This is a genomic window from Oryzihumus sp., assembly GCF_054325275.1.
Genome location: NZ_JBTCWL010000017.1, coordinates 1 through 25,862, shown reverse-complemented (window position 1 = coordinate 25,862; position 25,862 = coordinate 1). Strand labels below are relative to the sequence as shown.

Sequence of the window (25,862 nt, the reverse complement as noted above, 5' to 3'; positions counted from 1 at the left end):
GTCATGGGGGTCGTCAACGTCACCCCCGACTCCTTCAGCGACGGAGGACGGTGGTTCGAGCCGGGGGCGGCGGTCGAGCACGGGCTGGAGCTGCTCGACCAGGGCGCCGACCTGCTCGACGTGGGCGGGGAGTCGACCCGTCCCGGCGCGCAGCGTCCGGACGAGGCCGAGGAGCTGCGGCGCGTGATACCGGTGGTGCGCGAGCTGGCTTCCCAGGGTGCGCGCGTCTCGGTGGACACGATGCGGGCGTCCGTGGCCGGCACCGCGCTCGAGGCCGGGGCGAGCATCGTCAACGACGTCAGCGGCGGCCTCGCCGACCCGGAGATGCCGGCCGTCGTGGCCGGCGCCGACGTGCCGTTCATCGCCATGCACTGGCGTGGCCACAGCGCGCAGATGCAGCAGCGGGCGCAGTATGACGACGTCGTCGCCGAGGTGTGCGCCGAGCTCACCGAGCGGGTCGAGCAGCTGCTGGCCCGGGGCCTGCGCCGCGAGCAGCTGGTGCTTGACCCGGGCTTCGGCTTCGCCAAGCTGGCCGCCCACAACTGGACCCTTCTGGCGCACCTGGAGCAGGTCATCGCGCTGGGTCTGCCGGTGCTGGTCGGCACCTCCCGCAAGACCTTCCTGGGCCGGCTCGGCGTGCCCGAGGGCACCGACCCGCGCCCGCCGCTGGAGCGCGACGCCGCCACCTGCGCCACCACCGTCCTGGCCGCACAGGCCGGGGCCTGGGCGGTCCGCGTCCACGACGTGGCCTCCAGCGTGGCCGCGGTCCGGGTCGTCGCGGCGACGGAGGGGGCACGATGACCGACCGGATCACCCTGACCGGCATCAGCGCGCGGGGTCGCCACGGCGTGCTGGACTGGGAGAAGCAGCTGGGCCAGCCGTTCGTGGCCGACGTGGTCCTCGAGGTCGACCTGGCCAGGCCCGGGGAGAGTGACGACCTGGCGCACACCGTCAACTACGCCGCCGTCGCCGCCGAGGTCGTCGAGGTCCTGGCCGGCGAGCCGCTGGACCTCATCGAGGCCGTCGCCGAGCGGGTCGCCCGCCGGGCGCTGGCCTACCCGCTCGTCGAGGCGGTCGAGGTCACCGTGCACAAGCCGGACGCGCCCGTGGGCGTGCCGTTCACCGACGTCAGCGTCCACGTCCGGCGCGAGCGGGACACCCCGGTCGTGGTCGCCCTCGGCGCCAATCTCGGCGACGTGCAGGAGACCCTGGAGGCAGCGGTCCGCGCGGTCGGGGACCTCGAGGGGGTGCGCGTGGACACGGTCTCGCCGCTCGTCGAGACCGACCCGGTGGGCGGGCCGGAGCAGCCGGCCTACCTCAACGCGGTGCTGCTGGCCCACACCCGGCTCGCCCCGCACCGACTGCTGGCTGCACTGCACCGGATCGAGGCCGCGCACGGCCGCACGCGCGAGACCCGTTGGGGCGCCAGGACGCTGGACCTCGACCTCATCCAGTACGGCGATCCCGACGCCGGCACCGACGTGGTGAGCGACGACCCCGAGCTGTTGCTGCCGCACCCGCGCGCGGCAGAGCGGGCGTTCGTGCTCACCCCATGGCTGCGAGCCGATCCCGACGCACGGCTGCGGGTGGCCCCCGGTGAGGTGGCCGATGTGGCGCGCCTGCTCGCGGCCACCGACGCGGACGGCGTGCGACCCGGACCCGAATGGAGTGCAACATGGTGAAGGACGGTCGGGGCGTCACCGTGCGCCTGGTCCTGGCGGTCGTCGTCGTGGTGGCCGCCGTCTCGTGGGCCGTGCTGCGCTGGTGGGAGGGCGCCGGCCACGGCCTGCCGGGGGCGTCCTGGGGCAGCGCGGTGCTGCTGGCCTTCATGGCCGTGGGCATCTACGTCGCCGGTCTGCCGGTGCGCCGCTGGCAGCAGGGCAAGGCCACCCGTGAGCTGAGCATGGTCCGGGCGCTGCGCACCCTGGTGCTCGCCCAGGCGGCGGCCCTCACCGGGGCCATGGTCACCGGCTGGTATGCCGCGCTGGTGCTGCTGCGCCTGCCCGACGTCGACGTGGCGTCGGTGCGGGCCGACGCGGTGCACGCCCTGGTGCTGCTCCTCGCGGGTGTGCTGCTCACCGTCGCCGGGATGGCCGCCCAGCGGATGTGCCGCGTCGACGACGACCGGTCCGACCGCGAGGACGACGACGCCGACGCCTCGCGCTGAGCGGCGCGCGCCTGGTGCGCGGGGCGCGGTGGCTCAGCTGCGCCCGGTCAGCTGCGCGCCCGGTCAGCGGCGGCGGCGCGGTGGCTCGGAGACGCGGGCGATGATCGGCATCTCCACGGTGTCCACGCCCAGCACGGCGGACTCGTCCGGCTTGCCCGGCAGGACGTGGGCGACGTAGTCCTTGATCGCGGCCTCGATCGAGACGTCGTGCCCGGAGCGCTCTGACATGTACCACCGGTGCTCCAGCACCTCGTGGAACAGCTCGGCCGGCTCGAGCTTGTGGGTGAGGTCCCGCGGCACCTCGCGCTGCACCGGCTCGTAGACCCGGGAGAGCCAGTCGTGCGCGACGATCTCCTCGTCGTCGCCCTGCCGGTCGGTGGCCGCACGGTAGGCGTCGAGGTCGTTGAGCAGTCGGCGGGCCTGGTTCTCCTCGACGTCCAGCCCGGTCAGCCGCAGCAGCCGGCGCGAGTGGTGGCCGGCGTCGACCACCTTGGGCTGGATCTGGATCTGGGTGCCGCCGATATCGGTGGAGATGGCCAGCTCGTCGACGTCGAAGCCGAGCTCGTTGAGCCGGCGGATCCGCTCGTCGACGCGCCAGCGGTCACCCTGCTCGAACCGCTCGAGCTCGGTCAGCTCGCGCCACAGGTCGCGGTAGCGGTCGACGATGCGCTGCGAGGTGTCCACGGGGTCGACCGACTCGGGCAGGAACCCGCCGGCGGACAGGTCCATCAGCTCCCCGGCGATGTTGACCCGGGCGATCTCGAGGTCGTGCTCGCGCTGGCCGTCGGAGAGGCTGTCGCGCAGCTCCCCGGTCTCGGCGTCGACGAGGTAGGCGGCGAACGCGCCGGCGTCCCGGCGGAACAGCGTGTTGGACAGCGACACGTCACCCCACCAGAAGCCGGTCAGGTGCAGCCGGACCAGGAGCACAGCCAGGGCGTCGATGAGCCGCTGGGCGGTGTCCTTGCGCAGCGTCTGGCTGAACAGCGCGCGATACGGCAGGGAGAACTGCAGGTGCCGCGTGATCAGGCAGGCGTCCAGCTCCTCACCGTCGGGCGTGGTGCGGCCGCTGATGACGCCGAACGCCTCGACGCACGGCTGGTCGAGCCGGGTCAGCAGGCGCAGCAGGTTGTACTCGCGCCGGGCCAGGTCCTCGCTGATCTCCTTGACCGCCAGGACGCGGCCGGAGAGCTTGACGAACCGGACGACGTGGCGCGAGATGCCCCGGGGCAGCGCCGCGAGCACGTCCTCGGGCCACTCCTCGAGGGGGACCGACCACGGCAGGTCGAGCAGCGCGGGGTCCGGACGGGCAGCGGTGATCTGCAGGGCCACGGGGTCCATGGTGACACGCGCCGCGACCGGGGCGCCGCGAGCGTCCGCGGCCCCGGACGCGAGGAGGCGGCGACACCTGGTGGGTGCCGCCGCCTCCGTGACGCGGGGTCCGCTCAGTCTCCGATGCGCTCGCCGGTCTCGATGTTGAACAGGTGCACGTGGCCCTGCTTGGGGGCGAAGTGCACGGTCTCGCCCTTCGTCGGGGGGCGCCGGCCGTCGACCCGGGCGATGATCGGCTTGGTCTCGCCGCCCATCTCGGTGGAGCCGTAGACGTAGGCGTCGGCGCCGAGCTCCTCCACGACGTCGACGGTGACCGGGAGGCCCTCGGTCTCTCCGGCCAGGGACAGGTCCTCGGGGCGGACACCGAGGGTGACGGCCTTGCCGGCGCCGGCGAGGTGCTCACGCTCGATCGGGGTGACGCTGGCGCCGAACTTCACGCCGCCGTCGACGACGGGGACCTCGAGGAGGTTCATCGCGGGGGAGCCGATGAAGCCGGCGACGAAGACGTTGTTGGGGTGGTCGTACATGTGCCGCGGGGTGTCGCACTGCTGCAGCAGGCCGTCCTTGAGCACCGCCACGCGGTCACCCATCGTCATGGCCTCGACCTGGTCGTGGGTGACGTAGACGGTGGTGACGCCGAGGCGGCGCTGCAGCGAGGCGATCTGGGTGCGGGTCTGCACGCGCAGCTTGGCGTCGAGGTTGGACAGCGGCTCGTCCATGAGGAACACCTGCGGGTTGCGCACGATCGCGCGGCCCATGGCGACGCGCTGGCGCTGGCCACCGGAGAGGGCCTTCGGCTTGCGCTCGAGGTACTGCTCGAGGTCGAGGATCTTGGCGGCCTCCGCCACGCGCTTGCTGATCTCGCTCTTGTTGATGCCGGCGATCTTGAGCGCGAAGCCCATGTTGTCGGCCACCGTCATGTGCGGGTAGAGCGCGTAGTTCTGGAAGACCATGGCCACGTCACGGTCCTTGGGCGAGAGGTCGGTGACGTCGCGGTCGCCGATCCAGATCTTGCCGTCGTTGACCTCCTCGAGGCCGGCGAGCATGCGCAGGCTGGTGGACTTGCCGCAGCCGGAGGGACCGACGAGGACGAGGAACTCGCCGTCGGCGATGTCGATGTCCAGCTTGTCCACCGAGGGGGTGTCGTTGCCCGGGTAGAGCCGGGTCGCCTTGTCGAACTTGACCGTAGCCATGTGTGATCGAACCTTCCTTCACCGGCAGGAACGTGCCGGACGATCCGTTGTAAAGGTGGTGCCCCACCGGGCGGGTGCCAGCGGTGGTGGAACGGATCTTCCCCCATGGGCGCCGATCCGGCTAGACCGGAGTGACGGGTGTGACGTGCCCGGTATGCCGTGCAGCGGCCCGGTCGTGCACGGCCAGGGCTGAGGCGGCGAGCAGCGCGACGGCGCCGGCGACCGGCAGGACCAGGCGCGGGGCGTGGGTCCAGCCGAGTCCTCCGAGCGCCGGGGCGAGGAACATGCCGGCCACGGAGGCTGAGGCGTACAGGCTCTGGTAGCGACCGGCATACCCCTCGGGGGCTGCGTCGGCGACGGTCGCGGTGGCCGTCGGCTTGTAGAGCATCTCCCCGGCGGTGAGCACGAGGACCGCGAGGACGGCGGTGACGAGGGAGGGAGCGGCGCCGACGACGAGCCACGCCAGGCCGACGAGGCCGTAGCCCAGGGCGACCAGGGCCAGCGCCCGGTGCCCGGCCATGCGCACGGACAGCGGCACCTCGAGCGCCACGATCACGGCGCAGCTGCCGGCCAGCAGCAGGCCGTAGGCGATGGGGGCGAGGCCGAGCGCGCGCAGCTGCAGGGGCAGCGCGACGTAGAACTGCCGGTAGGCGACGTCGACGGCGATGACGGTGCCGAGGACCCACAGCACGTGCGGGCGGGCACGCAGGGTGTGCCACAGTGCGCCGCGCGTCCTCCCGGGGGAGTCGCGGCGAGGGCGGGCGGCCGGCGAGGGCACGAGCCGCCAGATGGTCGCGGCCAGGAGCGCGCTGCTCGCGGCGTCGAGGACGAAGACCAGGCCGAAGTCGTGGGCCGCGGCCAGGGCGCCGAGCGGGGGCCCGATGACCATGCCGGCGTTGTAGGCGGCGCGGCCCACGGCGGCCGCGGTGCGACGGTGCTCCGGCGCGACGGCGGCGAGGACGACGGCCATGTTGAGCGGGCGCTGGGCACCCGCGGCGAAGCCGCCCACCGCGGTCAGGGCGGCCAGGCAGGAGGTCGGGGTGAGCGGCAGGACGGCGCAGACCGCGGCCCAGACCAGGGTCGCGGCAAGCAGGCCGCCGCGCAGGCCGAACCGGTCGCCGAGTGAGCCCCCGGCGAGGTTGCCGGTGATCATGCCGACGCCGAACGCGGCGCCGACCAGGCCGGCCGTGTCGGCGGCCAGGTGCCGGTCCTGGACGAGGTAGAGCGTGAGGAACGTGAACGCCAGCGAGCCGATTGCGCTGACCAGCTGGCCCAGCAACAGGCCCTGCAGCCAGCGAGGAAGCAACCCGACCTGACGCCATGCCGTGAACATCTGCCGTTCCCCCTGTGACGCGTGGTGACCCGGTGACGTTATCGAAACGTGGCTGCAAGATCTTGCAGTTCTGCTTCCAGAAGTCTGCAAGAACTTGCTACGTTTTGCGCGCTTCAGGGGGTCGGCGTGGGCCATCCCTTCTCGTCACTTGCTAGGAGACTCGATGCACAAGCGTGCGTTTGGGGCCGTCGCCGTCACCGGTGTCGCTGCCCTGCTGATGAGCGGCTGTGGAGGGTCCAGCACCCCCGCCGCCGCCGGCAAGACCAGCAGCACCACCGCGACCGCGACCACCCCGGCCGCCTCGCCCACCACGACCGGCGCCCCCGTCCGTGACGCGAACGCCGAGCTGGTGATCTGGGCCGACAACGACCGCGCCCCGATCCTGCAGAAGTACGCCGACCAGTTCGGCAAGGAGAACGGCGTCAAGGTCGCCGTCCAGGTCGCCACCGACGTGCGCCAGCAGTTCAAGGACGCCACCAAGGTCGGCAAGGGCCCCGACGTCATCGTTGGTGCGCACGACTGGCTGGGCGAGCTCGTCCAGAACGCCACCGTCGCCCCGATCAACCTCTCAGCCGACGTCTCCAGCAAGTTCGCGCCGTCCGCCATGGCGGCCACCAAGTTCAACGGCCAGACCTACGGCGTGCCCTACGCCGTGGAGAACATCGGCCTGGTGCGCAACACCGCCCTCGCCCCCGAGGCCCCCAAGACCATGGAGGACCTCGTCTCCAAGGGCCAGGCCCTGGTCAAGGCCGGCAAGGCCACCAACATCCTCATCCAGGAGGTGGGCAAGACCGGCAACGCGTACTACACCTACCCCTACCTGAAGGCCTTCGACGGCGGCATCTTCGCCACCAAGGCCAACGGCGACTACGACGCCACCAAGGTCATCGTCAACAGCGCCGGGTCCCTCAAGGGCGCCGCGGAGCTGCAGAAGCTCGGTGCGCTCAAGGCCCTGTCCACCAACGTGAGCGGTGACAACGCCGACGCGCTGTTCGACGCCGGCAAGGCGCCGTTCTACATCACCGGCCCGTGGGCGATCGACAAGGCCAAGAAGGCCGGCATCAAGTACGCCATCTCCCCGCTGCCCTCCATCGGTGGCGGCCAGATGCAGCCGTTCCTCGGTGTCCAGATGTTCTACGTCTCGGCCAAGGCCAAGAACGCCGCCCTCGCGGAGGAGTTCGTCACCAACTACGTGCCGCGCAAGGACGTCCAGGAGGCCCTGTTCGCCGCCGGCAACCGTCCCCCGGCGCTGACCGAGGCCTACAACGAGGTCTCCGCCTCCAACCCTGACGTCAAGGCGTGGTTCGAGGCCGGCAAGGGTGGCCAGGCCATGCCGAACATCCCGGCCATGAACTCGGTCTGGGGCCCGCTCGGCCAGGCTGCCGCCGACGTCATCGCCGGCAAGGCCCAGCCGAAGGCGCGCTTCGACGCCGCCCAGAAGGAGATCGTCGCCAACATCGCCAAGGGCTGATGACGGCGCGGGTGGCCGCCGACCCCGGTCGGCGGCCACCCGGCATACCTGCTTGCTGCACCACCTGATCCACCCCCCGCACGATCCCGGGAGACCCGATGAGCCGGATGGCCGCCAACGTCATGAAGTGGGGCGCGATCGCCGTCGCGCTCGCCGTCGTCTTCTGGGTCGACACCCAGCTGGCGAGCCAGGGCCACCTGCTCGCGGTGGTGCTGGTGTCGATGGTCGGCCTGGCTGTCCTCGCCATCTACGGCACGCGTCGCGCGGTGCCGCTGAAGTACCTCTTCCCGGGCCTTATCCTCCTCGTCGGCCTGCAGATCTGGCCGCAGGTCTACACGGCCATGACCGCGTTCACGAACTACGGCGACGGCCACTCGATCTCCAAGCAGGACGCGATCGACAGCATCGTCGCCAACTCCGTCACGGAGGTCCCCGGCACGCCGCGCTACAAGCTCTCCGTCGCGGTGAAGTCCGGCAGCGACCCCGCCACCGGCGACGCCTTCTACCTGCTCACCGACCCGCAGGGCAAGACCTACGTCGGCGACGCGAAGGGCCTGTCGGACCTGACCGAAGGGGTCGAGAAGGCCCCCACCGGCAAGATCACCGCGGCCGCTGGCTACACCATCCTCAACGCCATCCAGGTCAACGGACGGCAGGACCTCAAGACGTTCGCCGTGCCGAGCCAGGACGGCAGCGCCATCAAGCGGGTCGGCCTGTCCGAGGCGTTCGAGGGCAAGGCCACGATGTCCTACGACAAGGCCACCGACACCCTGACCGACTCCGCCACCGGCAAGAAGTACGTCGCCAAGGACGCGCGGTTCGTGCCCGCGGACGGCCAGGGCGACGCGCTGCCGCAGGGGTGGAAGGAGAACGTCGGCTTCAAGAACTTCAAGACTGCCTTCACCGACCCCGTCATCCGCGCCGGCTTCGTGAAGATCCTCATCTGGAACGTCGCCTTCGCAGCGGTCTCCGTGGTGAGCACCTTCGCCCTCGGCATGCTGCTGGCGCTGCTGCTCAACGACCCCCGGCTCCGGGGCAAGGCCGTCTACCGCTCGCTGCTGATCCTGCCCTACGCCATCCCCGGCTTCGTGACGGCGCTGGTCTGGCGCTCGATGTTCAACCAGGACTACGGCCTGATCAACCAGCTCACCCACCTCGACGTGGACTGGCTGGGAGACCCGTGGGCGGCCCGCGCCGCGATCCTGCTGGCGAACCTGTGGCTGGGCTTCCCCTACATGTTCATCGTCTGCACCGGCGCCCTCCAGTCGATCCCCGACGACGTCAAGGAGGCGGCCCGCATCGACGGGGCCAACCCGTTGCGGATGCTGCGCTCCATCACCATGCCGCTGCTGCTGGTGGCGGTCGGGCCGCTGCTCATCGCGTCGTTCGCCTTCAACTTCAACAACTTCACGCTGATCTTCCTGCTCACCGAGGGCGGCCCGTTCGAGGCGGCCAACACCTCGATCGGGTCCACCGACCTGCTCATCACCTACGCCTTCCGCCTGGCGTTCAGCGGCGTGAGCCCGAACTACGGCTTCGCGGCGGCGGTGTCGGTCCTCATCTTCATCATCGTGGCGCTGATCTCGGCGCAGGGCTTCCGTCGCACCAAGGCACTGGAGGAGATCAACTGATGTCCAGCCTGACCCAGACCCTCGCCACCCCGGTCGCCACCGAGCCGGAACCGAGCGCGCGCCGGCGCGTCCCCGTCAGTGGCCGCGTGTGGTGGCGCCACGCCCTGGCCATCGTCGCGCTGCTCTGGTCGCTGTTCCCGATCGTGTTCATCCTGTCGGCGGCGCTGAACCCGTCGGGCACGCTGAGCACCTCCTCGCTGCTGCCGACGAAGATCGGCATGGACAACTTCGACGCGCTGTTCAACGACCAGAACCGCCCGTTCCTCGAGTGGTTCAAGAACTCGATGGTTATCTCGACCGTCGGCGCCCTGCTCGCCGTCTTCATCGGCGCCAGCGCCGCTTACGCCTTCTCCCGCATGCGCTTCGTCGGACGCCGTCCGGGCATGTTGCTGCTCCTGCTGCTGCAGATGTTCCCCGCCCTGCTGACCTTCGTGGCCATGTACATCACGTTCGCCGCCATCGGTGACGTCATCCCGATGTTCGGCCTCAACACCAGCCTCGGCCTGATCCTCGCCTACAGCGGTGGCGCCATGGGGGCCAACGTCTGGCTGCTCAAGGGCTACTTCGACACCGTCCCGCGCGAACTCGACGAAGCGGCCAAGGTCGACGGCGCCTCGCACGCGCGGATCTTCTTCACGATGACGCTGCGGCTGGTCCTGCCGATCCTCATCACCGTCTTCATGCTGACCTTCATCGGCCTGTTCAACGAGTTCCTGCTCGCCAGCATCTTCCTGCGCGACGTGGACTCCCAGACCCTCGGCGTCGGCCTCAATGCCATGCTCAAGGCCGACCGCAACCGCTACTTCGGCCAGTTCTGCGCCGGTGCCCTGCTCGTGTCCATCCCGGTCGTCCTGCTGTACCTGGGCTTCCAGAAGCAGCTCGTCGGCGGCCTGACCCAAGGTTCGGTGAAGTGAGCTCCTCGCTCGACCTGCTGTCGCAGCCCCACCACGACGGTTCCGACCTCTACGTCTCCAACACCTCGCCCCGGCTGGGCGAGACGGTCACGCTGCGCGTGCGCGTGCCGCACGAGGCCGACATCACCGCGGTGCACGTGCGGCTCACGCCGGACGCCGAGCCGGTGTTCGTCGACGCGGTCGTGGAGTCGGTCACCGACACCGAGACCTGGTGGAGCGCCGAGGTCGTCTGCCACAACCCGGTGACCAACTACCGGTTCATCCTCGAGGGCGGGCCCTCGGGCTACGCCTGGCTCAACGGCACCGGCGTCCACCTGCGCGACGTCCCCGACGCCGCCGACTTCCGCATCGTCACGTATGCCGCGCCGCCTGCCTGGGCGGGCGAGGCCGTGGTCTACCAGGTCTTCCCGGACCGGTTCGCCCGGTCGGCGGCCGCCGAAGAGCGGCCCACCCCGGAGTGGGCCGTCCCGGCGCAGTGGGAGGAGCCGGTCAACCTCGGCCACGACGTCATCGCCTGGCAGCTCTTCGGTGGCGACCTCGATGGCGTCGTCGAGCGGCTGGACCACCTCGAGAAGCTCGGCGTCAACACGGTCTACCTCACGCCGTTCTTCCCGGCCCGCTCCAACCACCGCTACGACGCCTCGACCTTCGCGGCGGTCGACCCGGTGCTCGGCGGGGACGAGGCGCTGGCCCGGCTCACCGAGGCCGCGCACGCGCGCGGCATGCGCGTGCTGGGCGACTTCACCACCAACCACACCGGTGCGGCGCACGAGTGGTTCGCCAAGGCGCAGGCCGACGAGACCAGCGACGAGCGGGGCTTCTACCTCTGGGACGAGGACGGCGACTACGTCGCCTGGCTGGGCGTGAAGAGCCTGCCCAAGCTCAACTACGACAGCGCCGAGCTGCGCCGCCGGGTCTTCGACGACGCGGACGGCGTGGTGCGCAAGTGGATCAGTGGCGAGCACGGCCTGGACGGCTGGCGGGTCGACGTGGCCAACATGACCGGCCGCTACCGCGACCAGGACCACAACCAGGACATCGCCCGGCAGATGCGCGCCGCGATGGCCGAGGCGCGTCCGGACGCCCTGCTGGTCGGTGAGCACTGCCACGACTTCACCCGCGACGCGGTCGGCGACGGCTGGCACGGGGTCATGAACTACGCCGGCTTCACCCGCCCGGTCTGGACGTGGCTGCGCGACAAGGGCTACGCGCCGAAGTTCCTCGGCTCCCCGCTGATGGTGCCCCGCCTGGGCGGCGTCTCGGTGATGGAGACGATGCGCGAGTTCACCGCGCTGGTGCCGTTCCGCACCGTGCAGCACAGCTTCAACCTCGTCGGCTCGCACGACACCACCCGGGTGCGGACCCTGGTGGGCGAGGACGCCCGCCAGGTCGACGCCGCGGCCGGGCTGCTCTTCACCATGCCGGGCATCCCGATGATGACCTACGGCGACGAGATCGGGATGCGTGGCGACTTCGGCGAGGACGGCCGCCGCCCGATGCCGTGGGACGAAAGTCGCTGGGACCACCGGCTGCTGGACGTCTACCGTGGCCTGATTGCGGCGCGGACCTCTTCGGTCGCCCTGCGCGAGGGCGGCCTGCGATGGGTCCACGCCTCGGACGACGCGCTGGTCTACCTGCGCCAGACCGCGGCGGAGACCGCGCTCGTGCACGTCGCGCGGGCCGAGCACGCAGCGGTCACGGTGTCCACCACGCACCTGGGTGGCATCGAGGGTGCGCGCACGGCATACGGTCGGGACCTCGCCCTCGGCGAGGTCAGCCTGGAGCTCGTCGCGGACGGGCCCGAGGTGAGCATCTGGGTCTGGCCGAACCCCTGACCGGGGCGAGACCATGAGCGCGAAGGACGGACGATGAGGGCACGACTGGCGGACATCGCCGAGCAGGCAGACGTCAGCGAGGCGACGGTCAGCCGTGTCCTCAACGGCAAGCCGGGGGTCGCGGAGTCGACCCGCCAGGCCGTGCTGACCGCGCTCGACCTGCTCGGCTACGACCGGCCAAGCCGCTTGCGCCGCAAGAGCGCCGGCCTGGTCGGGCTGGTCATGCCCGAGCTGACGAACCCGATCTTCCCCGCGTTCGCGCAGATCATCGAGACGGCGCTGGCGCGGCACGGCTACACGCCGGTGCTGTGCACGCAGACCCCCGGCGGGGTGCACGAGGACGACTACGTCCAGATGCTGCTCGACCGCGGCGTGGCCGGCATCATCTACGTCAGCGGCCTGCACGCCGACTCCTCCACCGACCCCCAGCGCTACGTCAAGCTGCGCGAGCGGGGGCTGCCGATCGTGCTGGTCAACGGCTTCCTCGAGGGCATCGACGCGCCGTTCATCTCCAACGACGACGTCGCCTCGATGGAGCTGGCCCTGACCCATCTGGTCCACCTGGGCCACACCCGGATTGGGCTGGCGGTGGGACCGGACCGGTTCGTGCCGGTCATCCGCAAGATCGCCGGCTTCCGCAACTCGATGGCCACGCTGCTGGGCCGCGAGGACGTCGAGGACCTCATCGAGCGCACCATGTTCACCGTCGAGGGCGGCGCCGCCGCGGCGAACCGGCTGCTCGACAAGGGCGCCACCGCGATCGTCTGCGGCTCGGACCTGATGGCGCTCGGCGCGATCCGGGCGGCCCGCCAGCGGGGCCTGGACGTGCCCAGGGACCTCTCCGTCGTGGGCTACGACGACTCGACGCTGATCGCCTTCACTGACCCGCCGCTGACCACGGTGCGCCAGAGCGTGCAGGCGATGGGTGAGGCGGCGGTGCGCGCGCTGCTCGACGAGATCGCCGGCGAGCCGGCGCCGCGGGCGGAGTACGTCTTCCGGCCCGAGCTGGTCGTGCGTGGCTCTACCGGCGCCTGCCCGAAGGGCTGAGCGCCCGGCACGGTCAGTGCCGCTGCTCCTGCCGGGAGCGGACGAACAGCTCCAGCGCCTCGACCACCTCGGGGATGCCCGGCACCCGGTGCTCGGCGGCGGTCTCGCCGGCGCCCACCTTCACCCCGAGGTCCCCGCGGGAGGGGTCGAGCACCGCGAAGGCCCGCTCGTCGGTGACGTCGTCACCGAAGTAGCCGATGGCCTCGACCCGGCGGCTGGTGGCCAGCGACTCCAGTGCAGTGCCCTTGGTTGCAGTCAGCACGGAGATCTCCACGACGTCCTTGCCGGGGGTGACGTGCACGCCGGTATGCCGGGCCGCCACCTCGTGCGCCGCTTCCGCGGCCCGGCCGGCGACCGGCTCCGCCACGCCCCGTGTGTGCAGGACGACGGCCGCGGGCTTGTGCTCCACCCGCGGCCCGTCGTGGTCGGAGGCGACCTGCTCGAGCCCCTCGCGCAGGCTCGCCAGGGTCTGCTCCTGCTCGTCGTCGAGCAGGGCTCCGTCGAGGTCGCCGGCGAGGCTGGACTGCGCCCCGTGGCTGCCGACGAGCACGATCGGCTCGTGCTCGCCGATCCCGGTGAGGGTGCGCAGCGTGGCCAGGTCGCGCCCGGAGAGGATGACCACCGAGACGCCGTCGAGCGCGCCGGCGGCGCGGACCGCCTCCAGCCCTCCGGGAGCCGCCGCGGCGTCCATCGGGTCGCGGACGAACGGGGCCAGCGTGCCGTCGAAGTCGACCCCGAGCAGCACGCGCCGGCGCCCGGCGAACGCGGTCACCGCCTGGTGCACCTCCGGCGACAGGGTCATCGGGGGCTCCGCTCGGGCTTCTTCGGCGCCGCGGCCAGCGCGTCAAGGTAGCGGGCAGCCCACCGCTGCACGTCATGGTCGGAGACGCGGCGGCGCAACGCCTTCATCCTCCGGCGCTTCTCCGCGGCCGGTGTCTGGATCGCGGCCATGATCGTCTGCTTGAGTCCCTCGATGTCGTGCGGGTTGCACACGTAGGCCTGCTTGAGCTCGTGCCAGGCGCCGGTGAACTCGCTGAGCACCAGGGCGCCGCCGAGGTCGCTGCGGCAGGTGACGTACTCCTTGGCGACGAGGTTCATGCCGTCGCGCAACGGGGTGACGAGCATGACGTCGGCGGCACGGAACAGCGCCGCCATCTCGGCCCGTGGGTAGGAGTGGTGCAGGTAGTGCACGGCGCTGGCGCCGATGGGGGAGTACTCGCCGTTGATCCGGCCGACGGTGCCCTCGACCTCGGTGCGCAGCCGGCGGTAGGCGTCGACGCGCTCGCGGCTGGGCGTGGCGACCTGCACGAAGACGGTGTCCGGCGGGGCGATCGCGCCGTCCTGCAGCAGCTCCTCGATCGCCTTGAGCCGGTGGCGGATGCCCTTGGTGTAGTCGAGGCGGTCCACCCCGAGCATCAGCGTCGCGGGGTTGCCCAGCGACTCGCGGATCTCCCGGGCGCGGGCCTGCACCTCGGGGGTGCGGGACAGCTCCTCCAGCCCCTTGAAGTCCACCGAGATCGGGATGGCGCTGGCGCGGACGTGCCGCTCCTCCCCGCCCGCACCCACGCCGCCGGGCCGGAAGGTCACCGTGTCGGCCTTGGTGGTCATCCCCAGCAGCCGGCGGCAGGCGCGCAGGAAGTTCTCGGCGTCGGAGGTGCGCTGGAAGCCGAGGAAGTCGGCGCCGAGCAGCCCCTCGACCAGGGCCCGTCGCCACGGCAGCTGGGCGAACAGCTCGACCGGGGGGAACGGGATGTGGTTGAACCAGCCGATCCGCACGTCCGGGCGCAGCTCGCGCACCATGGCCGGGACCAGCTGCAGCTGGTAGTCGTGCACCCACACCGTGGCGCCCGGCGCGGCGACCTCGGCGACCGCCTCGGCGAAGCGCCGGTTGACCGAGCGGTAGCAGTTCCACCAGGCGCGGTGGAACTTCGCCGGGACGATGACGTCGTGGTAGATCGGCCAGAGGGTGTCGTTGCTGAACCCCTCGTAGTACTCCCGGACCTCGTGGGCGGACAGGCCGACCGGCTGCAGGAACATGCCGTCCTCGTGGAACGGCTCCGGCGGGTCCCCGGGCTCGCCGGCCCAGCCCACCCAGGCGCCGTCCCGCCCGCGCATCACCGACTCCATGGCGGTGACCAGGCCGCCGGGGCTGGTGCGCCAGCTCACCGTCCCGTCGGGGTCCACGACCCGGTCCACGGGCAACCGGTTCGCGGCGATCACCAGGTCGAACGTCTGTGGTCCAGCAGGCACTTCGGCATCAGCTCCCCGACTTGAGTTCCGGTCCCACCCTACGTGCCCGCTGTGACCGGCCGACATCCTCTGGCGGGAGGGCAGGCGCAGCACTACCGTCGTCTCATGCGCATCTCCGACGTCATCCGTCGCAAGGGCGACCTGGTCGTCACCATCCGTCCCGATGACTCGGTCGAGCATCTCCTGGCGGTCCTGGAGGAGCGCGGGATCGGAGCGCTCGTGGTCAGCGAGGACGGCCAGACCGTGGCCGGCATCGTCAGCGAGCGCGACGTCGTGCGCCACCTGCACCGCTCCGGCGCCGGGGTCCTCACCGGCCCGGTGTCGGCGATCATGACCGCCGACGTGCACACCGCCAGCCCCGACGACGCCCTCGACGAGCTGGCCCGGCAGATGACCGAGCGGCGCGTGCGGCACGTGCCGGTCGTCGTCGACGGCAGGCTGCGCGCCATCGTCAGCATCGGCGACGTGGTCAAGCAGCGGATCGACGAGCTGCAGACCGAGCGCGACCAGCTGGTGGGCTACATCCAGCAGTAGCCGGTCGGCCGGCCCGACGCGGGGCCCCACCTCCCTTGCGCAGCGGGTTGCTCGGCTTACCGTAGGGACCATGACTGCCGGGGCACGCCAGGACGAGGCGGTGGACGGCGTGCCCGAGCAGATGCTGGGCCCCTACCGCCTCCTCGAGCAGCTCGGCGAGGGCGGCATGGGCGTCGTCCACCTTGCCCTGGCCCCCAACGGGCGGGCCGTGGCGATCAAGGTGCTGCGACCGCACATCGCCCACGACGCCGACGCGCGCGCCCGTCTGGCCCGTGAGGTGGCCACCCTCTCGCGGGTGCAGGACCCTGCCGTGGCGGCGGTGCTGGACGCCGACACCGAGGGCGACCGGCCCTACGTCGTCACCCGCTACGTGCCGGGCCCGCCGCTGGACCGGGTGGTCGCCGACCACGGCCCGCTCACCGGCGAGGCGCTGCTCCAGCTAGGGCGCGGCCTGCACCGGGCGCTGACCGCAATCCATGCGGCGGGCGTGATCCATCGGGACCTCAAGCCCGCCAACGTCCTCCTCCTGCACGGCGACCCGGTCGTCATCGACTTCGGTATCGCGCACGTCGCGGACGACGTGCGGCTCACCATGACGGGCCTGGTCATGGGCACCCCCGGCTACCTCTCGCCCGAGGTGCTCGAGGGGGCGCCGGTCACCGAGGCGACCGACTGGTGGGGCTGGGCGGCGACGCTCGCTTTCGCCGCGTCCGGGGTGCCGCCGTTCGGGCGGGGCCACATGGACGCGGTGCTGGACCGGGTGCGCCACGGACGGGCCGACCTGACCGGGGTGGACCCCCGGCTGCAGCCGCTGCTGCGGGCGGCCCTGTCGCCCGACGCGGCCCGGCGGCCGCAGGCCCAGGAGCTCATCGACGCCCTCGAGCGCTACGCCGCGGGCGAGGAGGCCACGGTCAACCTGCCGGTCCTGGACCCGACGACGGTCGTGTCCTCCTCGACGACCCAGCAGTTCCCCACGGCCGTGGCACCGGCAGCGCAGCGCCCGGACTGGGGGCCGCTCGCGCTGCCGCCGGACCCGGACGAGGACTGGTCGCAAGGCCCCGGGGAGGCGTGGCCCGGCGACGAGGCCGAGTCCGACTGGGAGGCCGCCCGGGAGATGTCACCCGGCGAGCCGGACCCCCGGATCGGTCGCCCGTCCCGGGCCGGCACCCTGGCCGCGATGCTCGCCGCCACCGTGGCGGTTGCGGCGGTGTGGCCGCTGGTCGCCGTGGTGCTCGCCGTCGTGTGGTCGCTGCTGGCCCGGTTCGCGGACCGCTCGGTCACCTCGCTGGTGATGCGCCGGCACGCCGCCGGGCGCCGGCGCAGCGACATGCCGGTCGCGGTGATCTCCAGCCCGTGGCACGTGCTCCGCGCTGCCGTGGCCACGGTCGTCTCGCTGCTGCTGCCCCTGGTGGTGGCCGTCGCGACCACGTTCTCCGCGGCCCTGGCGCTGACCTCCCTGACCGGCGGCCAGCCCCGCCCCGACTCCTCCGCGCCCATCGCGATCGGCGCCCTCGTGGGGCTGCTCGTGGTGTGGTGGGGCCCGGCCTCGCCTGCGTTGCGCCGAGGGTCGCGCAGCCTGGTGCGGGGGGTGGCCCGCCCCGGCACCGCCACCCGGGTGGTGGTCACGCTGCTCCTGCTCGCGGCGGCCGGGCTCGGGGTGTGGGCGTGGACCCGTCACGGCCAGGTCTCGTGGTGGCCGACGAACGGGACCCGGGCGCCGCTGCCGTCGTTCCTGCAGCGGTGAGGTGGGCGCGATACCGGTCTGACGCGGCGGGCTAGCGTTTGCCCATGACCGACCCGGATCGCGCCACATCCCGACCGGATCCCACCGCACCGCGGCCCGACCCGAACGCCCCGCAACCCGGGGTGACCCAGCACCGTGGACGGCCACGCATCTGGCGCGGGGAGGAGCTCACCGAGCCGATGCCGCTGTCCGCGTCGCTGCGCCGCACGCCGTACCGCAACCCGCGCCGGATGGAGGCCCCTGCCGAGGAGCAGACGGTGCGCACCGCGCTGGAGCTGGCGGTGCGCGCCGGCGAGCTGATGCTGCGCTGCGGCGGCAGCGCCCGCGACGTGGAGTCGAGCGTCGTGGCCGTCGCGACCTCCGCGGGCCTGGAGCGGCTCGAGGTCGACATCACCAACCAGAGCCTGCTGGTGCAGTGCGTCTCGCCCTCGGGTCAGCTGCACACCCTGCTCCGCGTGGTCCGCTCGACCAGCCGCGACTTCGCCCGGCTGGCGGCCCTGCACGAGTTCGTCGAGGCCCTCGTCGCCGGCCGCATCGACCTGCACCAGGCCACTGCGCGGCTGCGCCAGATCCGCCGGCACCCACGGTTCTGGCCGCGGTGGGCGATCACCTTCTCCTACGGCGTGCTGGCCGGGTCGGTCGCGCTGAAGCTGGGCGCCAGCGTCCCGGCGGTTGCTCTGGCCCTGCTGTCGGCGATGCTCGTGGACCGGGTGGGGCGGGTCCTCGCCTCCCGCGGGCTGCCGTCGTTCTACCTGTCGGCCGTCGGTGGGGCGATCGCCACAGCCGTCGCGTGGGGCGCGTTCGTGCTTGGCCGCAGCGGTGCGCTGGACCTGACCCGGGCGGACAGCGCGTACATCGTGGCCGGCGGCATCGTCGTGCTGCTGCCCGGCCGGGCCATGGTGTCCTCGGTCGAGGACGCGATCACCGGCTACCCCGTGACCGGCGCCGGACGGCTGTTCACCGTCGGGCTGACCGCCGCCGGCATCATCACCGGTGTCGCGGCGGCGCTGTCGGTCACCGTGCGCCTGGACCAGGCCTTCGGGTTGGGGGCTTCGCTGCCGAAGATCTCCGTCGAGGGTGCGGAGGTCGCGCTGCCCGTCCTCGTCGTCGCCGGTGCGGTCGGTGCCGTGGCCTCGGCGATCGCGCAACGGACCAGGCGAAAGCTGCTGGTGCCAACCGCAGTGCTCGGTGGCCTCGGCACGCTCGTCACCGGGGTGGTGCACCAGACGTTCGGGTTGGGACAGCTGACCGGGCTCACCATCGCGTGCGTGCTCGTCGGCTTTGGAGGTCGCCTGGTGGCGCTGCGGATGGGGGCGCCCGGCCTCGTGCTGGTGGTGCCCGCCGTCGGCCCGCTGCTGCCCGGTCTGACCATCTTCCGAGGCATGTCGATGCTCGTGTCCGGCTCGGTCATCGGACAGGGCGCCGCCTCGACGGCAGCCGGCCTGACGATCCTGCTCGGGGCCGGCGCGGCAGCCCTGGCCATCGCGACCGGCGTCGTCCTCGGGGACCTGATGGCCTCGCCCTTCGACCGGCAGATCGTGCGCCAGCGTCGGGCCCGGATGCGCTGAGGTGACCCGAGCCGGAACCGGACATTCACGGCATACCGGTCCTGCGTTGTCTATGGGTTGACGATCTGCTGGGAAAAGTTCGGTGAAACCGGCCCGGCGCGATGCCGTTCCGTTATAGGAATGGGGACGTTCGCCACAACTGCATACCGACCACACGCATGCGTGCCCGCAGCGCCAAACCTCGTCCGGCGGGCACTTCACCGGGGTGACCCGGGCCAGGACGAGGGTGGGGGACCCACGATGTTGGCCGGCCTTCGGGTCGGCCTTGGGGTGAAGCCGGCACCGCCGGCCGGGCACGCCTGACACGCCCGAACCCGACAGCTGACCTCTCCGGCGCATCGTCAGGAGAGGAACGCCTCGATGCACTACGCCCCCCGGCACGCCCGTCGGTACACCCCGCGGCACGCCGCCCCGCAGGGTGTCAACAAGTCTCGTGTGGCCGGTGTCGCCATCGCCGGAGCCGCCTCCGTCACCACCGGTGTCGCGGTGGCCGGCCCCGCGCAGGCCGCCTCCGTCTGGGACTCCGTGGCCGCGTGTGAGAGCGGCGGCAACTGGGCGATCAACACCGGCAACGGCTACTACGGCGGGCTGCAGTTCACCCAGAGCACCTGGGTCGCCTACGGCGGCGCCCGCTATGCCTCGCGCGCCGACCAGGCCAGCCGCGAGGAGCAGATCACCGTCGCCCAGCGCGTGCTCGCCGGGCAGGGCCCGGGCGCGTGGCCGGTGTGCAGCCGCAAGGCCGGCCTCACCCGCGCCAACGGCGGCACGGGCACGGTCGAGGTGTCCCGGTCGATGACGCGCAGGGCGCTGCCCAAGGCGTCGGTGCCCCAGAAGCACGCCGTCAACCACGCTCGCGTCGCCGTGAGCGGCGCCCTCAGCTCCTCCACCGTCCGGTCGATCCAGCGCTGGGTCGGCACCAGCCAGGACGGTGTCCTCGGCCCGATCACGACGGCCGCCCTGCAGCGCAAGGTCGGTGCCACGCCGGACGGCGTCATCGGCCCCCAGACGGTGCGCGCGCTCCAGCGCCACATCCACGCGCGCCAGGACGGTGCCCGCTCGCTCAACGCGCCCACGGTGCGTGCGCTGCAGAGCTGGCTCAACCGCCACCGCTGATTGCAGGCTCGTCGTCGGCCCCCTGCCTGCGGCTCCTGGTTCCAGCGGCACATCCTGCTCCCCTGTGGCAGGAACACGAAGGCCCGGCGGTCCCCGTCCGGGCCTTCGGCGTGTGCCGGGTTCGGGTCGCTGCAGGGGTGCGCTGTCTCCGCGTGGCGCGGCCGCTCCTTGTGGGGTGGCCGCGCGGGGGTGGCCATCCGGGGCCGGGTGGGCCGGTAGCATTTCGCGAGCCCACCCAGCCTGGTGGGCGCGTCCCGTGCTCCGGCGCGGGTCGGCCGACGTGGCGCAATCGGTAGCGCACCTGTCTTGTAAACAGGTGGTTAGGGGTTCGAGTCCCCTCGTCGGCTCTGTTTTCGCACGTGAGGGGCAGTCTGGTGCCTCGCGCAGGTGGACGTCTCGACCTGCGCAGCACGGCGGCTGGTCAGCCAATGACGGCGCCGAGCCTGCCGCGCGAAAAGTCGGAGGACACCCGGGGTCGCCGACAGCGAGGATGGCGGCATGACGATGCACGCCGGCCAGCTCCACGTCGACGCGCAGACCGTCCGCCGGCTGATCGAGGTCCAGTTCCCTCAGTGGCGCGGACTGCCGGTCACCGAGCTGCGCACGCCCGGGACCGTGAACGCGATCTTCCGTATGGGCGACGACCTGGCCGCCCGCTTCCCGCTGGTCGGTCACGACCCGGCGCAGGCCCGCGCGTCGCTGGTGGCCGAGGCCGAGGCCGCGCGTGAACTGGCCGACGCCGCCACCGTGCCCACCCCGGAGCCGGTGGTGATCGGGGAGCCGGGCGCGGGCTATCCGCTGCCGTGGAGCGTCCAGACCTGGCTGTCCGGCCACGACGCGACCGTCGAGGACCCCGCGGGGTCGAACGCGTTCGCCCATGACCTGGCCGAGCTCATCGCCGGGCTGCGCGCCGACGGCACCCGTGGGCGACGCTTCGGCGGCGTCGGTCGTGGCGGGCGCCTCCCGGACCACGACGAGTGGCTCGAGACATGCTTCCGGCAGAGCGAGGACCTGCTCGACGTACCCCTCCTGCGGCGGATCTGGGCGGAGCTTCGGACGCTGCCCGAGGTCGACGAGCACGTGATGTGCCACGGCGACCTCATCCCGCCCAACGTCCTCGTCGAAGACGGCCGTCTCGTCGGGGTCCTGGACGGCGGCGGCTTCGGCCCGGCGGACCCGGCGCTCGACCTCGTGGCGGCCTGGCACCTCCTCGACGAGACCCAGCGCGGCATCCTCCGCCGTGAGCTCGGATGCGGCGACGTCCAGTGGCAGCGCGGGATGGCTTGGGCGTTTCAGCAGGCGATGGGGCTGGTCTGGTACTACCTCGACTCCAACCCGACGATGAGCCGGTGGGGCAGGCGCACCCTGGACCGCATCGTGGATGCCTGGGACACCCGAGCGAGGGCGATTCCCCTCCTGGGGGCCGACCGAGTTCGGTGAGTGTGAACCCACTCATCCGCCGCGATCCGCTCGGTCCGGGGCGGGGAATTGGTGCCGGCGCACCGACAGCGCGTCCGGGACGTCGAACCACGGCGAGAGGTCGGGTGCGCGGACCAGCCAGCGATCCGCAGTGACCTTCGAGACCTGCCAGGCGGAGAGGTCGTTGGCCTTGTCGAGATGCTCCGTCGTGAGCAGTTGGATGCCGAAGGCGTCCACCACGTAACGGCTCCACAAGTGGCGGTTCATGGGCCATAGGGGTTCGTTGAGTCGGTTCCAGGCCGCGATGTGTCCGAAGGTTGGGTGGATCGCGGCGACGTCCAGCGCGGGGGCAAAGGTGGTCAGCAGCTTGCTCAAGTCCTGGGCAGCGGCTGTCGGCGGCCGGTGGGGTCGACGTCGTTCCACGCGCTCTGACCCCAGGTATCGAGCGTCACTGATCGCCTCAGCCGTGAACCTTCGTCGGCCAGGCACACCAACGGGGTGTGCTGGTCGCGGTCCTGGAGCATTTCCTTGAAGAGCTCGGGTGCGTCTTCGGCGGTCACCGGGACGGTGAAGATCTGGCTCTGGGTTCCGGGGAGTGCGATCCACTCGGCGGCGCGGTCGAGCAGCGCCGTGGTCGCTCGCGCCGGCGCGCCCCAGCGGTAGGCCGGCATGTCCCACTCGTTGAACGGGCCGGTGGAGATGGGAGGGTCCAAACGATGCCCGAGCAAGGCCGTGGGCTGAGGCAGATGGAGTCGAGGGACATCCCGAATCGCGCGGGGCGGCGTGGTGACCACGACCTCATGACCGGCCTCCTCCAGCACCCTCGACAGTGCAGAAACGGCCTTCACCCAGTTGCGGGCGTCGTGCAGGGCTGTGAAGACTCCCCGCTGGTGGGGTAGACGGTCCACGAGTGCTCGGTTGGCCCCTCCACCTGGGCAACTGCGGTCCGGACCGCGGAGGCCGCACCGCGTCGATCCAGGTCGCCCAGCACGACCCACAGGTCGCCCAGCACGATCCACAGGTCGACCGAGGAGCCCTCCCGGCACGCCTGCTGAGCTGCACGAGCGCGAATACGGTCAGTGTCGATCCGAACGGCCATGTATGGATCCTCGCTCTCGCGCTGGACCGCAGGGGGTGGTTTGCCACTTGCCGCACAGGTCGCGTGGGGGTGCGAGCCGCGCGTGAACCTGTGGAGCGACTGTCCGAATCCTGTCAATCCGCCCGAATCCCGCCGTTGAGTGGCTAGCGTGCACCCGTGCCGAGACCCACAACCGCCTTGACCGATGCCGAGCTGCGTCTCGAGCTCGAGCGAAGCTCTCCCGCCTGGCAGGACTGGGTCGCCGCCGTGGCTGAGGCCCGACTCCAGGCGCCCGCGGAGACGGCCGCGCCGCAGATCTCCCCGGAAGCCGGCCGGCACCACGAGGTCCAGCAGGAGCTCTGGCGCCGCGAGGACGAGGGGTTCAGTCCGAACCCCTAGCCCACGACCAGGTGCTCGGCCGAACCCGCTACGCCGGTTGGCCGAGTGTCGGGAGGCCGTCGCGAACTAGCGTCGCGAGCAGCGCTGCTCAGCGCACGACGCACCTGAAGGCGAGGCGACCATGACGACGTTGCTGGTTTTCCATGAAGTTGACGACGTCGACCACTGGCTCCGGTCGACGAAGCGGGAAGAGGTGTTCGGGCCGCTCGGCATGACGGCTCGGACCTTCGTCGACCCGGCGAAGACCAACCGGGTCGGGCTCATCGTGGAGCTCGCGGACGTGGACACGTTCCAGAAGTTCATGCAGACGGATGCGGCGGCCGAGGCCATGAAGTTCGATGGGGTCCGACCCGACACGGTGGTCATGCTCGTGGAGCCTTAGGCCACGGAGCAACGGCGCATCCCGGTCGTGCTGGGTAGCCTGCACCCAGGGGTTCCACGGATGGGGGATGAGTCGTGGGTGGTCGCGTTGCCGCTGTAGCTCTGCTGGTCGCCGTTGCCCTGACCGGGTGCGGCACCTCACCGTCCACCCAGCCGGACACCTCGGACAGGGCTGACTCGTTGTGGTCGGCTCGCAGCCCGTACGTGGGAGACGGCTCAAAGGTGGTCGCACTCGTCAGCCAAGCCGGTTTCGGACCCGCGGGCAGCTACACCGTGGAGCTGCAGACCGACCGCGCTCCGTATGGCGTCACCGTGCGGCTGCACCACCTCGACAAGCCGTTCCGCAGCACCGACTTCAGTGCACCGGCAACCGTCCTGCTCGGGCTGGTGACCAACCTTGACCGCGTGACCGTCGCGGCGGGCGGGCAGACCTACGCGCTGACCGCCGCCGGCGCGACCACGAGCCTGGGCTACGACGTGAAGTCGCTGGGCCAGCACAGGGACAAGCTCGTCGCCTACGTGCGTGGTCAGCAGGACTGACCTACACCCTCAGGACTGTGGGCCCTGCCAGGACCAGCGCGGGATCCGCAGCCCGTCGGGCACGTCGTCCGCCGAGCGGTGGTAGCCGGACATGGTCGTGGTCGTCGCCCAGGCGAAGTAGTCGTGCAGCACGGTCCGGACCGGATCGCCGTCGGTCAGGCCGACGTCGGTCATCGCCTGGTCGAAGCAGGCGATCGCCCGCGCGTCCATCTCCGGGTGAGGCCCGTTGCCGCTGTGCATCCGCACCACCGAGGTCTCGTCGCCAAAACTGCGGGAGTATGCCGGCGGGCCGCCGAGCGCCCCGGCCCAGTAGGCGGCGAGCCGCGCGCTGTGGTGGGGGTGGAAGCCGTGGCTGAACGCGTGGCTGACCACCTCGTCCTCGATGACGCGCGCGTGCCAGGCCTCGGCCAGACGGAGCAGGCCCTCGTCGCCACCCGCCGCCTCGTACACGCTCCCCATCTCGCAAGGATGGCGGCTGACGGCGCCATGCGACAGCTCCGGCGACCCGCCGCGGAGCCACGGCAGGACCGACTTCCAAGATCTCGTCAAGGAGTGGGGTGGGGAGGCAGTCCACGCGCATGCTGGGCGTATGCCGGGGAAGGCGCACCTGCGCTTGGGCGACCTGATTCACGCCGCCCTTGCCTGCGACGTGTGCGCGGTCCGGCGCCTCCTCGACGAGGGGCTCGACCCCGACCTCGCCAACGCCCAGGGGTTCACGGCGCTGCACTTTGCGGCCCAGGCGCGCTGCCCGGCGGTGATCTCCCTGCTCCTGCACGCAGGAGCGCACGTGGACTCTCGGGACGACTGGGGCAACACGCCGCTGTCGAGGGCGGTCTTCTATGCCCGCGGGGAGAGCGCGGCGGTCGCGGTGCTTCTGGCTGCGGGCGCTGACCCGGACGCGCCCAACCACGTGGGGGTGACGCCCCGGGAGCTGGCCGAGCGCCTCGGCGCCACCAGCCTCGTGGCACTCTTCACCGACGGGACCGCGCGCTGAGCCACGCCTGCGCCCGGCGCGCGGAGGCGCGGGACAGCCACGCGTCCTGGACCAGTTCGATCAGCTCCTCCCGTGTCAGCTCGCCGATCCGGCTGGCGCGCAGCAGCACCGAGGGATGCCCGTCGAAGTGGGCGGTGGTGAAGAACGGCGACGCCGGGTCCTGCACCAGGGACTGCTTGTCGGCCTCGTCGGCCACCCAGAACACGACCACGTCGTCGTAGCGCTCCCCGGTTGCCGGGTCGACCGCGTCGGGCCGCGGGGTGCGGAAGAAGACGAACGACTTGCCGCCCACCTGGTACATCGGGTTGCCGGCGTTGCCGTGGTCCGCCGTCACATGGGGCATCGCCAGGGCAAGGTCGTGCACGTCCTCGACCCGCGCCCGCCGGCTCCTGCCCACCACGTCAGCAGCGTAGGGCGGAACGTCTTGGCCCGGAGCCACAAGAAGCCGCACAGCGGGCCGGTTCCTCGGGCAGCATGGCCCCATGACCGAGGTCCGGGGGGACGCGCAGGCGGTGCCGACGGCACCACACCGCAGGCTCTGGTGGCTCATTGCTGCCGCTGCTGTGCTGGCCATGGCCGTCCCCTGGGTCGCGGCCGCGTCCCGGGGTGGCCACGCCGGTGGCGATCCGGGTGGTGTGCGCCTGGCCGCCCTGAGGCAGGTGTCGGTCGCCCTGCCTGCCGGGGCTGTCGTCCAGCAGCACACTGACGCATCCCCGTCACGGACCTCCTGCGACGGCCGCCCCGGCACCGAGGGGTGGAGCGATATCCTCGCCGACTGGCAGTTCACGTCGACGCAGACCAGGGGCCAGGTCCGCGCGCACGCAGCCGCGCGGATGGCTGCGCTGCACTGGAGTGCCGCAGCTGCCTCGTCCACGCCGCTGGGGCCGGTGCTGGAGTGGACCAGGGTCATCCAGCCCGGGGT

Annotated in this window: 27 protein-coding genes, 1 tRNA gene and 1 riboswitch; of the genes, 19 read left to right on the top strand and 9 right to left on the bottom strand. The window is 71.8% G+C overall.

Going from position 1 to position 25,862, the window contains the following annotated elements; translation table 11 throughout:
* The first annotated feature begins 3 nt into the window (after window positions 1-3).
* Genes folP through ACXVGS_RS06300 form a run of 3 tightly spaced genes read left to right on the top strand, consistent with a single transcriptional unit; the run spans window position 4 to window position 2,167 of the window.
* Window positions 4-801 (top strand): dihydropteroate synthase, encoded by a 798-nt coding sequence (gene folP, locus ACXVGS_RS06310; protein ID WP_458536756.1) that lies wholly within the window; start codon window positions 4-6, stop codon window positions 799-801.
* A complete protein-coding gene (gene folK / locus ACXVGS_RS06305) occupies window positions 798-1,682 on the top strand; it encodes a 2-amino-4-hydroxy-6-hydroxymethyldihydropteridine diphosphokinase (protein WP_458527719.1) in 885 nt (294 codons plus the stop codon). The genes folP and folK overlap by 4 nt, the downstream gene beginning before the upstream one ends.
* Window positions 1,676-2,167 carry a DUF3180 domain-containing protein gene (locus ACXVGS_RS06300; RefSeq protein ID WP_458536750.1) on the top strand — a complete coding sequence of 164 codons (492 nt, stop codon included), beginning with the start codon at window positions 1,676-1,678 and terminating at the stop codon, window positions 2,165-2,167. Before folK ends, ACXVGS_RS06300 begins: the two co-directional genes overlap by 7 nt.
* A gap of 63 nt (window positions 2,168-2,230) precedes the next feature.
* Here the strand turns inward: ACXVGS_RS06300 and ACXVGS_RS06295 are convergent, their stop codons facing one another.
* The 3 genes from ACXVGS_RS06295 to ACXVGS_RS06285 form a co-directional block, all read right to left on the bottom strand.
* On the bottom strand, window positions 2,231-3,496 hold the full coding sequence (locus tag ACXVGS_RS06295) for a DUF4032 domain-containing protein (protein WP_458527717.1): 1,266 nt from the start codon (window positions 3,494-3,496) through the stop codon (window positions 2,231-2,233).
* 113 nt (window positions 3,497-3,609) lie between these two features.
* Window positions 3,610-4,689, bottom strand: coding sequence for an ABC transporter ATP-binding protein (locus ACXVGS_RS06290; protein ID WP_458527716.1), 1,080 nt, complete (start codon window positions 4,687-4,689; stop codon window positions 3,610-3,612).
* Window positions 4,690-4,810: 121 nt separating this feature from the next.
* Window positions 4,811-6,022, bottom strand: a complete 1,212-nt coding sequence (locus tag ACXVGS_RS06285; RefSeq protein WP_458527715.1) for an MFS transporter — start codon at window positions 6,020-6,022, stop codon at window positions 4,811-4,813.
* A gap of 163 nt (window positions 6,023-6,185) precedes the next feature.
* Here ACXVGS_RS06285 and ACXVGS_RS06280 point away from each other — a divergent pair, with 163 nt between their 5' ends.
* The 5 genes from ACXVGS_RS06280 (at window position 6,186) to ACXVGS_RS06260 (ending at window position 12,920) form a co-directional block, all read left to right on the top strand.
* Window positions 6,186-7,493: a sugar ABC transporter substrate-binding protein gene (locus tag ACXVGS_RS06280; protein ID WP_458527714.1), complete on the top strand. Its 1,308-nt coding sequence runs from the start codon at window positions 6,186-6,188 to the stop codon at window positions 7,491-7,493.
* Window positions 7,494-7,591: 98 nt separating this feature from the next.
* Window positions 7,592-9,124, top strand: a complete 1,533-nt coding sequence (locus ACXVGS_RS06275) for an ABC transporter permease subunit (RefSeq protein WP_458527713.1) — start codon at window positions 7,592-7,594, stop codon at window positions 9,122-9,124.
* Window positions 9,124-10,038, top strand: a complete 915-nt coding sequence (locus tag ACXVGS_RS06270; protein ID WP_458527712.1) for a sugar ABC transporter permease — start codon at window positions 9,124-9,126, stop codon at window positions 10,036-10,038. Before ACXVGS_RS06275 ends, ACXVGS_RS06270 begins: the two co-directional genes overlap by 1 nt.
* The gene (locus ACXVGS_RS06265; RefSeq protein ID WP_458536073.1) at window positions 10,035-11,873 is read left to right on the top strand and encodes a glycoside hydrolase family 13 protein; all 1,839 of its coding nucleotides are present in this window, start codon (window positions 10,035-10,037) and stop codon (window positions 11,871-11,873) included. Before ACXVGS_RS06270 ends, ACXVGS_RS06265 begins: the two co-directional genes overlap by 4 nt.
* A 33-nt stretch (window positions 11,874-11,906) precedes the next feature.
* Window positions 11,907-12,920 (top strand): LacI family DNA-binding transcriptional regulator, encoded by a 1,014-nt coding sequence (locus tag ACXVGS_RS06260; protein WP_458527710.1) that lies wholly within the window; start codon window positions 11,907-11,909, stop codon window positions 12,918-12,920.
* A 13-nt stretch (window positions 12,921-12,933) separates the two neighbouring features.
* Here the strand turns inward: ACXVGS_RS06260 and otsB are convergent, their stop codons facing one another.
* Both otsB and ACXVGS_RS06250 read right to left on the bottom strand, forming a co-directional pair.
* Window positions 12,934-13,722 carry a trehalose-phosphatase gene (gene otsB / locus ACXVGS_RS06255; RefSeq protein ID WP_458527709.1) on the bottom strand — a complete coding sequence of 263 codons (789 nt, stop codon included), beginning with the start codon at window positions 13,720-13,722 and terminating at the stop codon, window positions 12,934-12,936.
* Window positions 13,719-15,170: an alpha,alpha-trehalose-phosphate synthase (UDP-forming) gene (locus ACXVGS_RS06250; protein ID WP_458527708.1), complete on the bottom strand. Its 1,452-nt coding sequence runs from the start codon at window positions 15,168-15,170 to the stop codon at window positions 13,719-13,721. The genes otsB and ACXVGS_RS06250 overlap by 4 nt, the downstream gene beginning before the upstream one ends.
* Before the next feature lie 105 nt (window positions 15,171-15,275).
* Between ACXVGS_RS06250 and ACXVGS_RS06245 the strand changes: the two genes are divergently transcribed.
* The 6 genes from ACXVGS_RS06245 to ACXVGS_RS06220 all read left to right on the top strand — a co-directional run bounded on the left by ACXVGS_RS06245 (window position 15,276) and on the right by ACXVGS_RS06220 (window position 21,569).
* Window positions 15,276-15,704: a CBS domain-containing protein gene (locus tag ACXVGS_RS06245; RefSeq protein WP_458527707.1), complete on the top strand. Its 429-nt coding sequence runs from the start codon at window positions 15,276-15,278 to the stop codon at window positions 15,702-15,704.
* 70 nt (window positions 15,705-15,774) lie between these two features.
* The gene (locus ACXVGS_RS06240) at window positions 15,775-17,448 is read left to right on the top strand and encodes a serine/threonine-protein kinase (RefSeq protein WP_458536749.1); all 1,674 of its coding nucleotides are present in this window, start codon (window positions 15,775-15,777) and stop codon (window positions 17,446-17,448) included.
* Between the two features lie 44 nt (window positions 17,449-17,492).
* The gene (locus ACXVGS_RS06235) at window positions 17,493-19,016 is read left to right on the top strand and encodes a threonine/serine ThrE exporter family protein (RefSeq protein WP_458536748.1); all 1,524 of its coding nucleotides are present in this window, start codon (window positions 17,493-17,495) and stop codon (window positions 19,014-19,016) included.
* Window positions 19,017-19,244: 228 nt separating this feature from the next.
* A riboswitch (cyclic di-AMP (ydaO/yuaA leader) is annotated at window positions 19,245-19,345 on the top strand.
* Between the two features lie 31 nt (window positions 19,346-19,376).
* Window positions 19,377-20,129 (top strand): transglycosylase family protein, encoded by a 753-nt coding sequence (locus tag ACXVGS_RS06230; protein ID WP_458527704.1) that lies wholly within the window; start codon window positions 19,377-19,379, stop codon window positions 20,127-20,129.
* A 274-nt stretch (window positions 20,130-20,403) separates the two neighbouring features.
* Window positions 20,404-20,476 (top strand) — tRNA-Thr (locus ACXVGS_RS06225).
* A 151-nt stretch (window positions 20,477-20,627) separates the two neighbouring features.
* Complete coding sequence (locus ACXVGS_RS06220; RefSeq protein WP_458536747.1) at window positions 20,628-21,569, top strand: phosphotransferase; 942 nt, start codon at window positions 20,628-20,630, stop codon at window positions 21,567-21,569.
* 12 nt (window positions 21,570-21,581) lie between these two features.
* Here ACXVGS_RS06220 and ACXVGS_RS06215 read toward each other — a convergent pair whose 3' ends face one another.
* Together ACXVGS_RS06215 and ACXVGS_RS06210 are read right to left on the bottom strand one after the other, a co-directional pair.
* Window positions 21,582-21,923, bottom strand: coding sequence for a hypothetical protein (locus ACXVGS_RS06215; RefSeq protein WP_458527702.1), 342 nt, complete (start codon window positions 21,921-21,923; stop codon window positions 21,582-21,584).
* Window positions 21,920-22,456, bottom strand: coding sequence for a hypothetical protein (locus ACXVGS_RS06210; RefSeq protein ID WP_458536746.1), 537 nt, complete (start codon window positions 22,454-22,456; stop codon window positions 21,920-21,922). The genes ACXVGS_RS06215 and ACXVGS_RS06210 overlap by 4 nt, the downstream gene beginning before the upstream one ends.
* Before the next feature lie 347 nt (window positions 22,457-22,803).
* Between ACXVGS_RS06210 and ACXVGS_RS06205 the strand changes: the two genes are divergently transcribed.
* The 3 genes from ACXVGS_RS06205 (at window position 22,804) to ACXVGS_RS06195 (ending at window position 23,946) form a co-directional block, all read left to right on the top strand.
* Window positions 22,804-23,025 carry a hypothetical protein gene (locus ACXVGS_RS06205; protein ID WP_458527700.1) on the top strand — a complete coding sequence of 74 codons (222 nt, stop codon included), beginning with the start codon at window positions 22,804-22,806 and terminating at the stop codon, window positions 23,023-23,025.
* 121 nt (window positions 23,026-23,146) lie between these two features.
* A complete protein-coding gene (locus ACXVGS_RS06200) occupies window positions 23,147-23,407 on the top strand; it encodes a hypothetical protein (RefSeq protein ID WP_141786895.1) in 261 nt (86 codons plus the stop codon).
* 74 nt (window positions 23,408-23,481) lie between these two features.
* The gene (locus tag ACXVGS_RS06195) at window positions 23,482-23,946 is read left to right on the top strand and encodes a DUF4825 domain-containing protein (RefSeq protein ID WP_458527699.1); all 465 of its coding nucleotides are present in this window, start codon (window positions 23,482-23,484) and stop codon (window positions 23,944-23,946) included.
* A gap of 9 nt (window positions 23,947-23,955) precedes the next feature.
* Here the strand turns inward: ACXVGS_RS06195 and ACXVGS_RS06190 are convergent, their stop codons facing one another.
* Window positions 23,956-24,405, bottom strand: a complete 450-nt coding sequence (locus ACXVGS_RS06190; RefSeq protein ID WP_458527698.1) for a group II truncated hemoglobin — start codon at window positions 24,403-24,405, stop codon at window positions 23,956-23,958.
* A 130-nt stretch (window positions 24,406-24,535) separates the two neighbouring features.
* On the opposite strand from ACXVGS_RS06190, the gene ACXVGS_RS06185 reads away from it, so the two are divergent.
* Window positions 24,536-24,940 (top strand): ankyrin repeat domain-containing protein, encoded by a 405-nt coding sequence (locus ACXVGS_RS06185; RefSeq protein WP_458527697.1) that lies wholly within the window; start codon window positions 24,536-24,538, stop codon window positions 24,938-24,940.
* Here ACXVGS_RS06185 and ACXVGS_RS06180 read toward each other — a convergent pair.
* Window positions 24,918-25,340, bottom strand: coding sequence for an MmcQ/YjbR family DNA-binding protein (locus ACXVGS_RS06180; RefSeq protein ID WP_458527696.1), 423 nt, complete (start codon window positions 25,338-25,340; stop codon window positions 24,918-24,920). The two genes, ACXVGS_RS06185 and ACXVGS_RS06180, sit on opposite strands and share 23 nt — an antisense overlap.
* A gap of 82 nt (window positions 25,341-25,422) precedes the next feature.
* On the opposite strand from ACXVGS_RS06180, the gene ACXVGS_RS06175 reads away from it, so the two are divergent.
* The coding region (locus tag ACXVGS_RS06175; protein ID WP_458536745.1) for a hypothetical protein at window positions 25,423-25,862 on the top strand (440 nt) is incomplete at its 3' end.

Excerpts from the sequence above, each read along its gene's own strand:
- ACXVGS_RS06260 (WP_458527710.1), top strand. The coding sequence starts at position 11,907 with ATGAGGGCACGACTGGCGGACATCGCCGAGCAGGCAGACGTCAGCGAG.
- folP (WP_458536756.1), top strand. The coding sequence starts at position 4 with ATGGGGGTCGTCAACGTCACCCCCGACTCCTTCAGCGACGGAGGACGG.
- otsB (WP_458527709.1), bottom strand. The coding sequence starts at position 13,722 with ATGACCCTGTCGCCGGAGGTGCACCAGGCGGTGACCGCGTTCGCCGGG.
- ACXVGS_RS06245 (WP_458527707.1), top strand. The coding sequence starts at position 15,276 with ATGCGCATCTCCGACGTCATCCGTCGCAAGGGCGACCTGGTCGTCACC.
- ACXVGS_RS06220 (WP_458536747.1), top strand. The coding sequence starts at position 20,628 with ATGACGATGCACGCCGGCCAGCTCCACGTCGACGCGCAGACCGTCCGC.
- ACXVGS_RS06185 (WP_458527697.1), top strand. The coding sequence starts at position 24,536 with ATGCCGGGGAAGGCGCACCTGCGCTTGGGCGACCTGATTCACGCCGCC.
- ACXVGS_RS06200 (WP_141786895.1), top strand. The coding sequence starts at position 23,147 with ATGACGACGTTGCTGGTTTTCCATGAAGTTGACGACGTCGACCACTGG.
- ACXVGS_RS06270 (WP_458527712.1), top strand. The coding sequence starts at position 9,124 with ATGTCCAGCCTGACCCAGACCCTCGCCACCCCGGTCGCCACCGAGCCG.
- ACXVGS_RS06235 (WP_458536748.1), top strand. The coding sequence starts at position 17,493 with ATGACCGACCCGGATCGCGCCACATCCCGACCGGATCCCACCGCACCG.
- ACXVGS_RS06275 (WP_458527713.1), top strand. The coding sequence starts at position 7,592 with ATGAGCCGGATGGCCGCCAACGTCATGAAGTGGGGCGCGATCGCCGTC.
- ACXVGS_RS06300 (WP_458536750.1), top strand. The coding sequence starts at position 1,676 with ATGGTGAAGGACGGTCGGGGCGTCACCGTGCGCCTGGTCCTGGCGGTC.
- ACXVGS_RS06280 (WP_458527714.1), top strand. The coding sequence starts at position 6,186 with ATGCACAAGCGTGCGTTTGGGGCCGTCGCCGTCACCGGTGTCGCTGCC.
- ACXVGS_RS06285 (WP_458527715.1), bottom strand. The coding sequence starts at position 6,022 with ATGTTCACGGCATGGCGTCAGGTCGGGTTGCTTCCTCGCTGGCTGCAG.
- ACXVGS_RS06240 (WP_458536749.1), top strand. The coding sequence starts at position 15,775 with ATGACTGCCGGGGCACGCCAGGACGAGGCGGTGGACGGCGTGCCCGAG.
- ACXVGS_RS06230 (WP_458527704.1), top strand. The coding sequence starts at position 19,377 with ATGCACTACGCCCCCCGGCACGCCCGTCGGTACACCCCGCGGCACGCC.
- folK (WP_458527719.1), top strand. The coding sequence starts at position 798 with ATGACCGACCGGATCACCCTGACCGGCATCAGCGCGCGGGGTCGCCAC.
- ACXVGS_RS06290 (WP_458527716.1), bottom strand. The coding sequence starts at position 4,689 with ATGGCTACGGTCAAGTTCGACAAGGCGACCCGGCTCTACCCGGGCAAC.
- ACXVGS_RS06190 (WP_458527698.1), bottom strand. The coding sequence starts at position 24,405 with ATGGGGAGCGTGTACGAGGCGGCGGGTGGCGACGAGGGCCTGCTCCGT.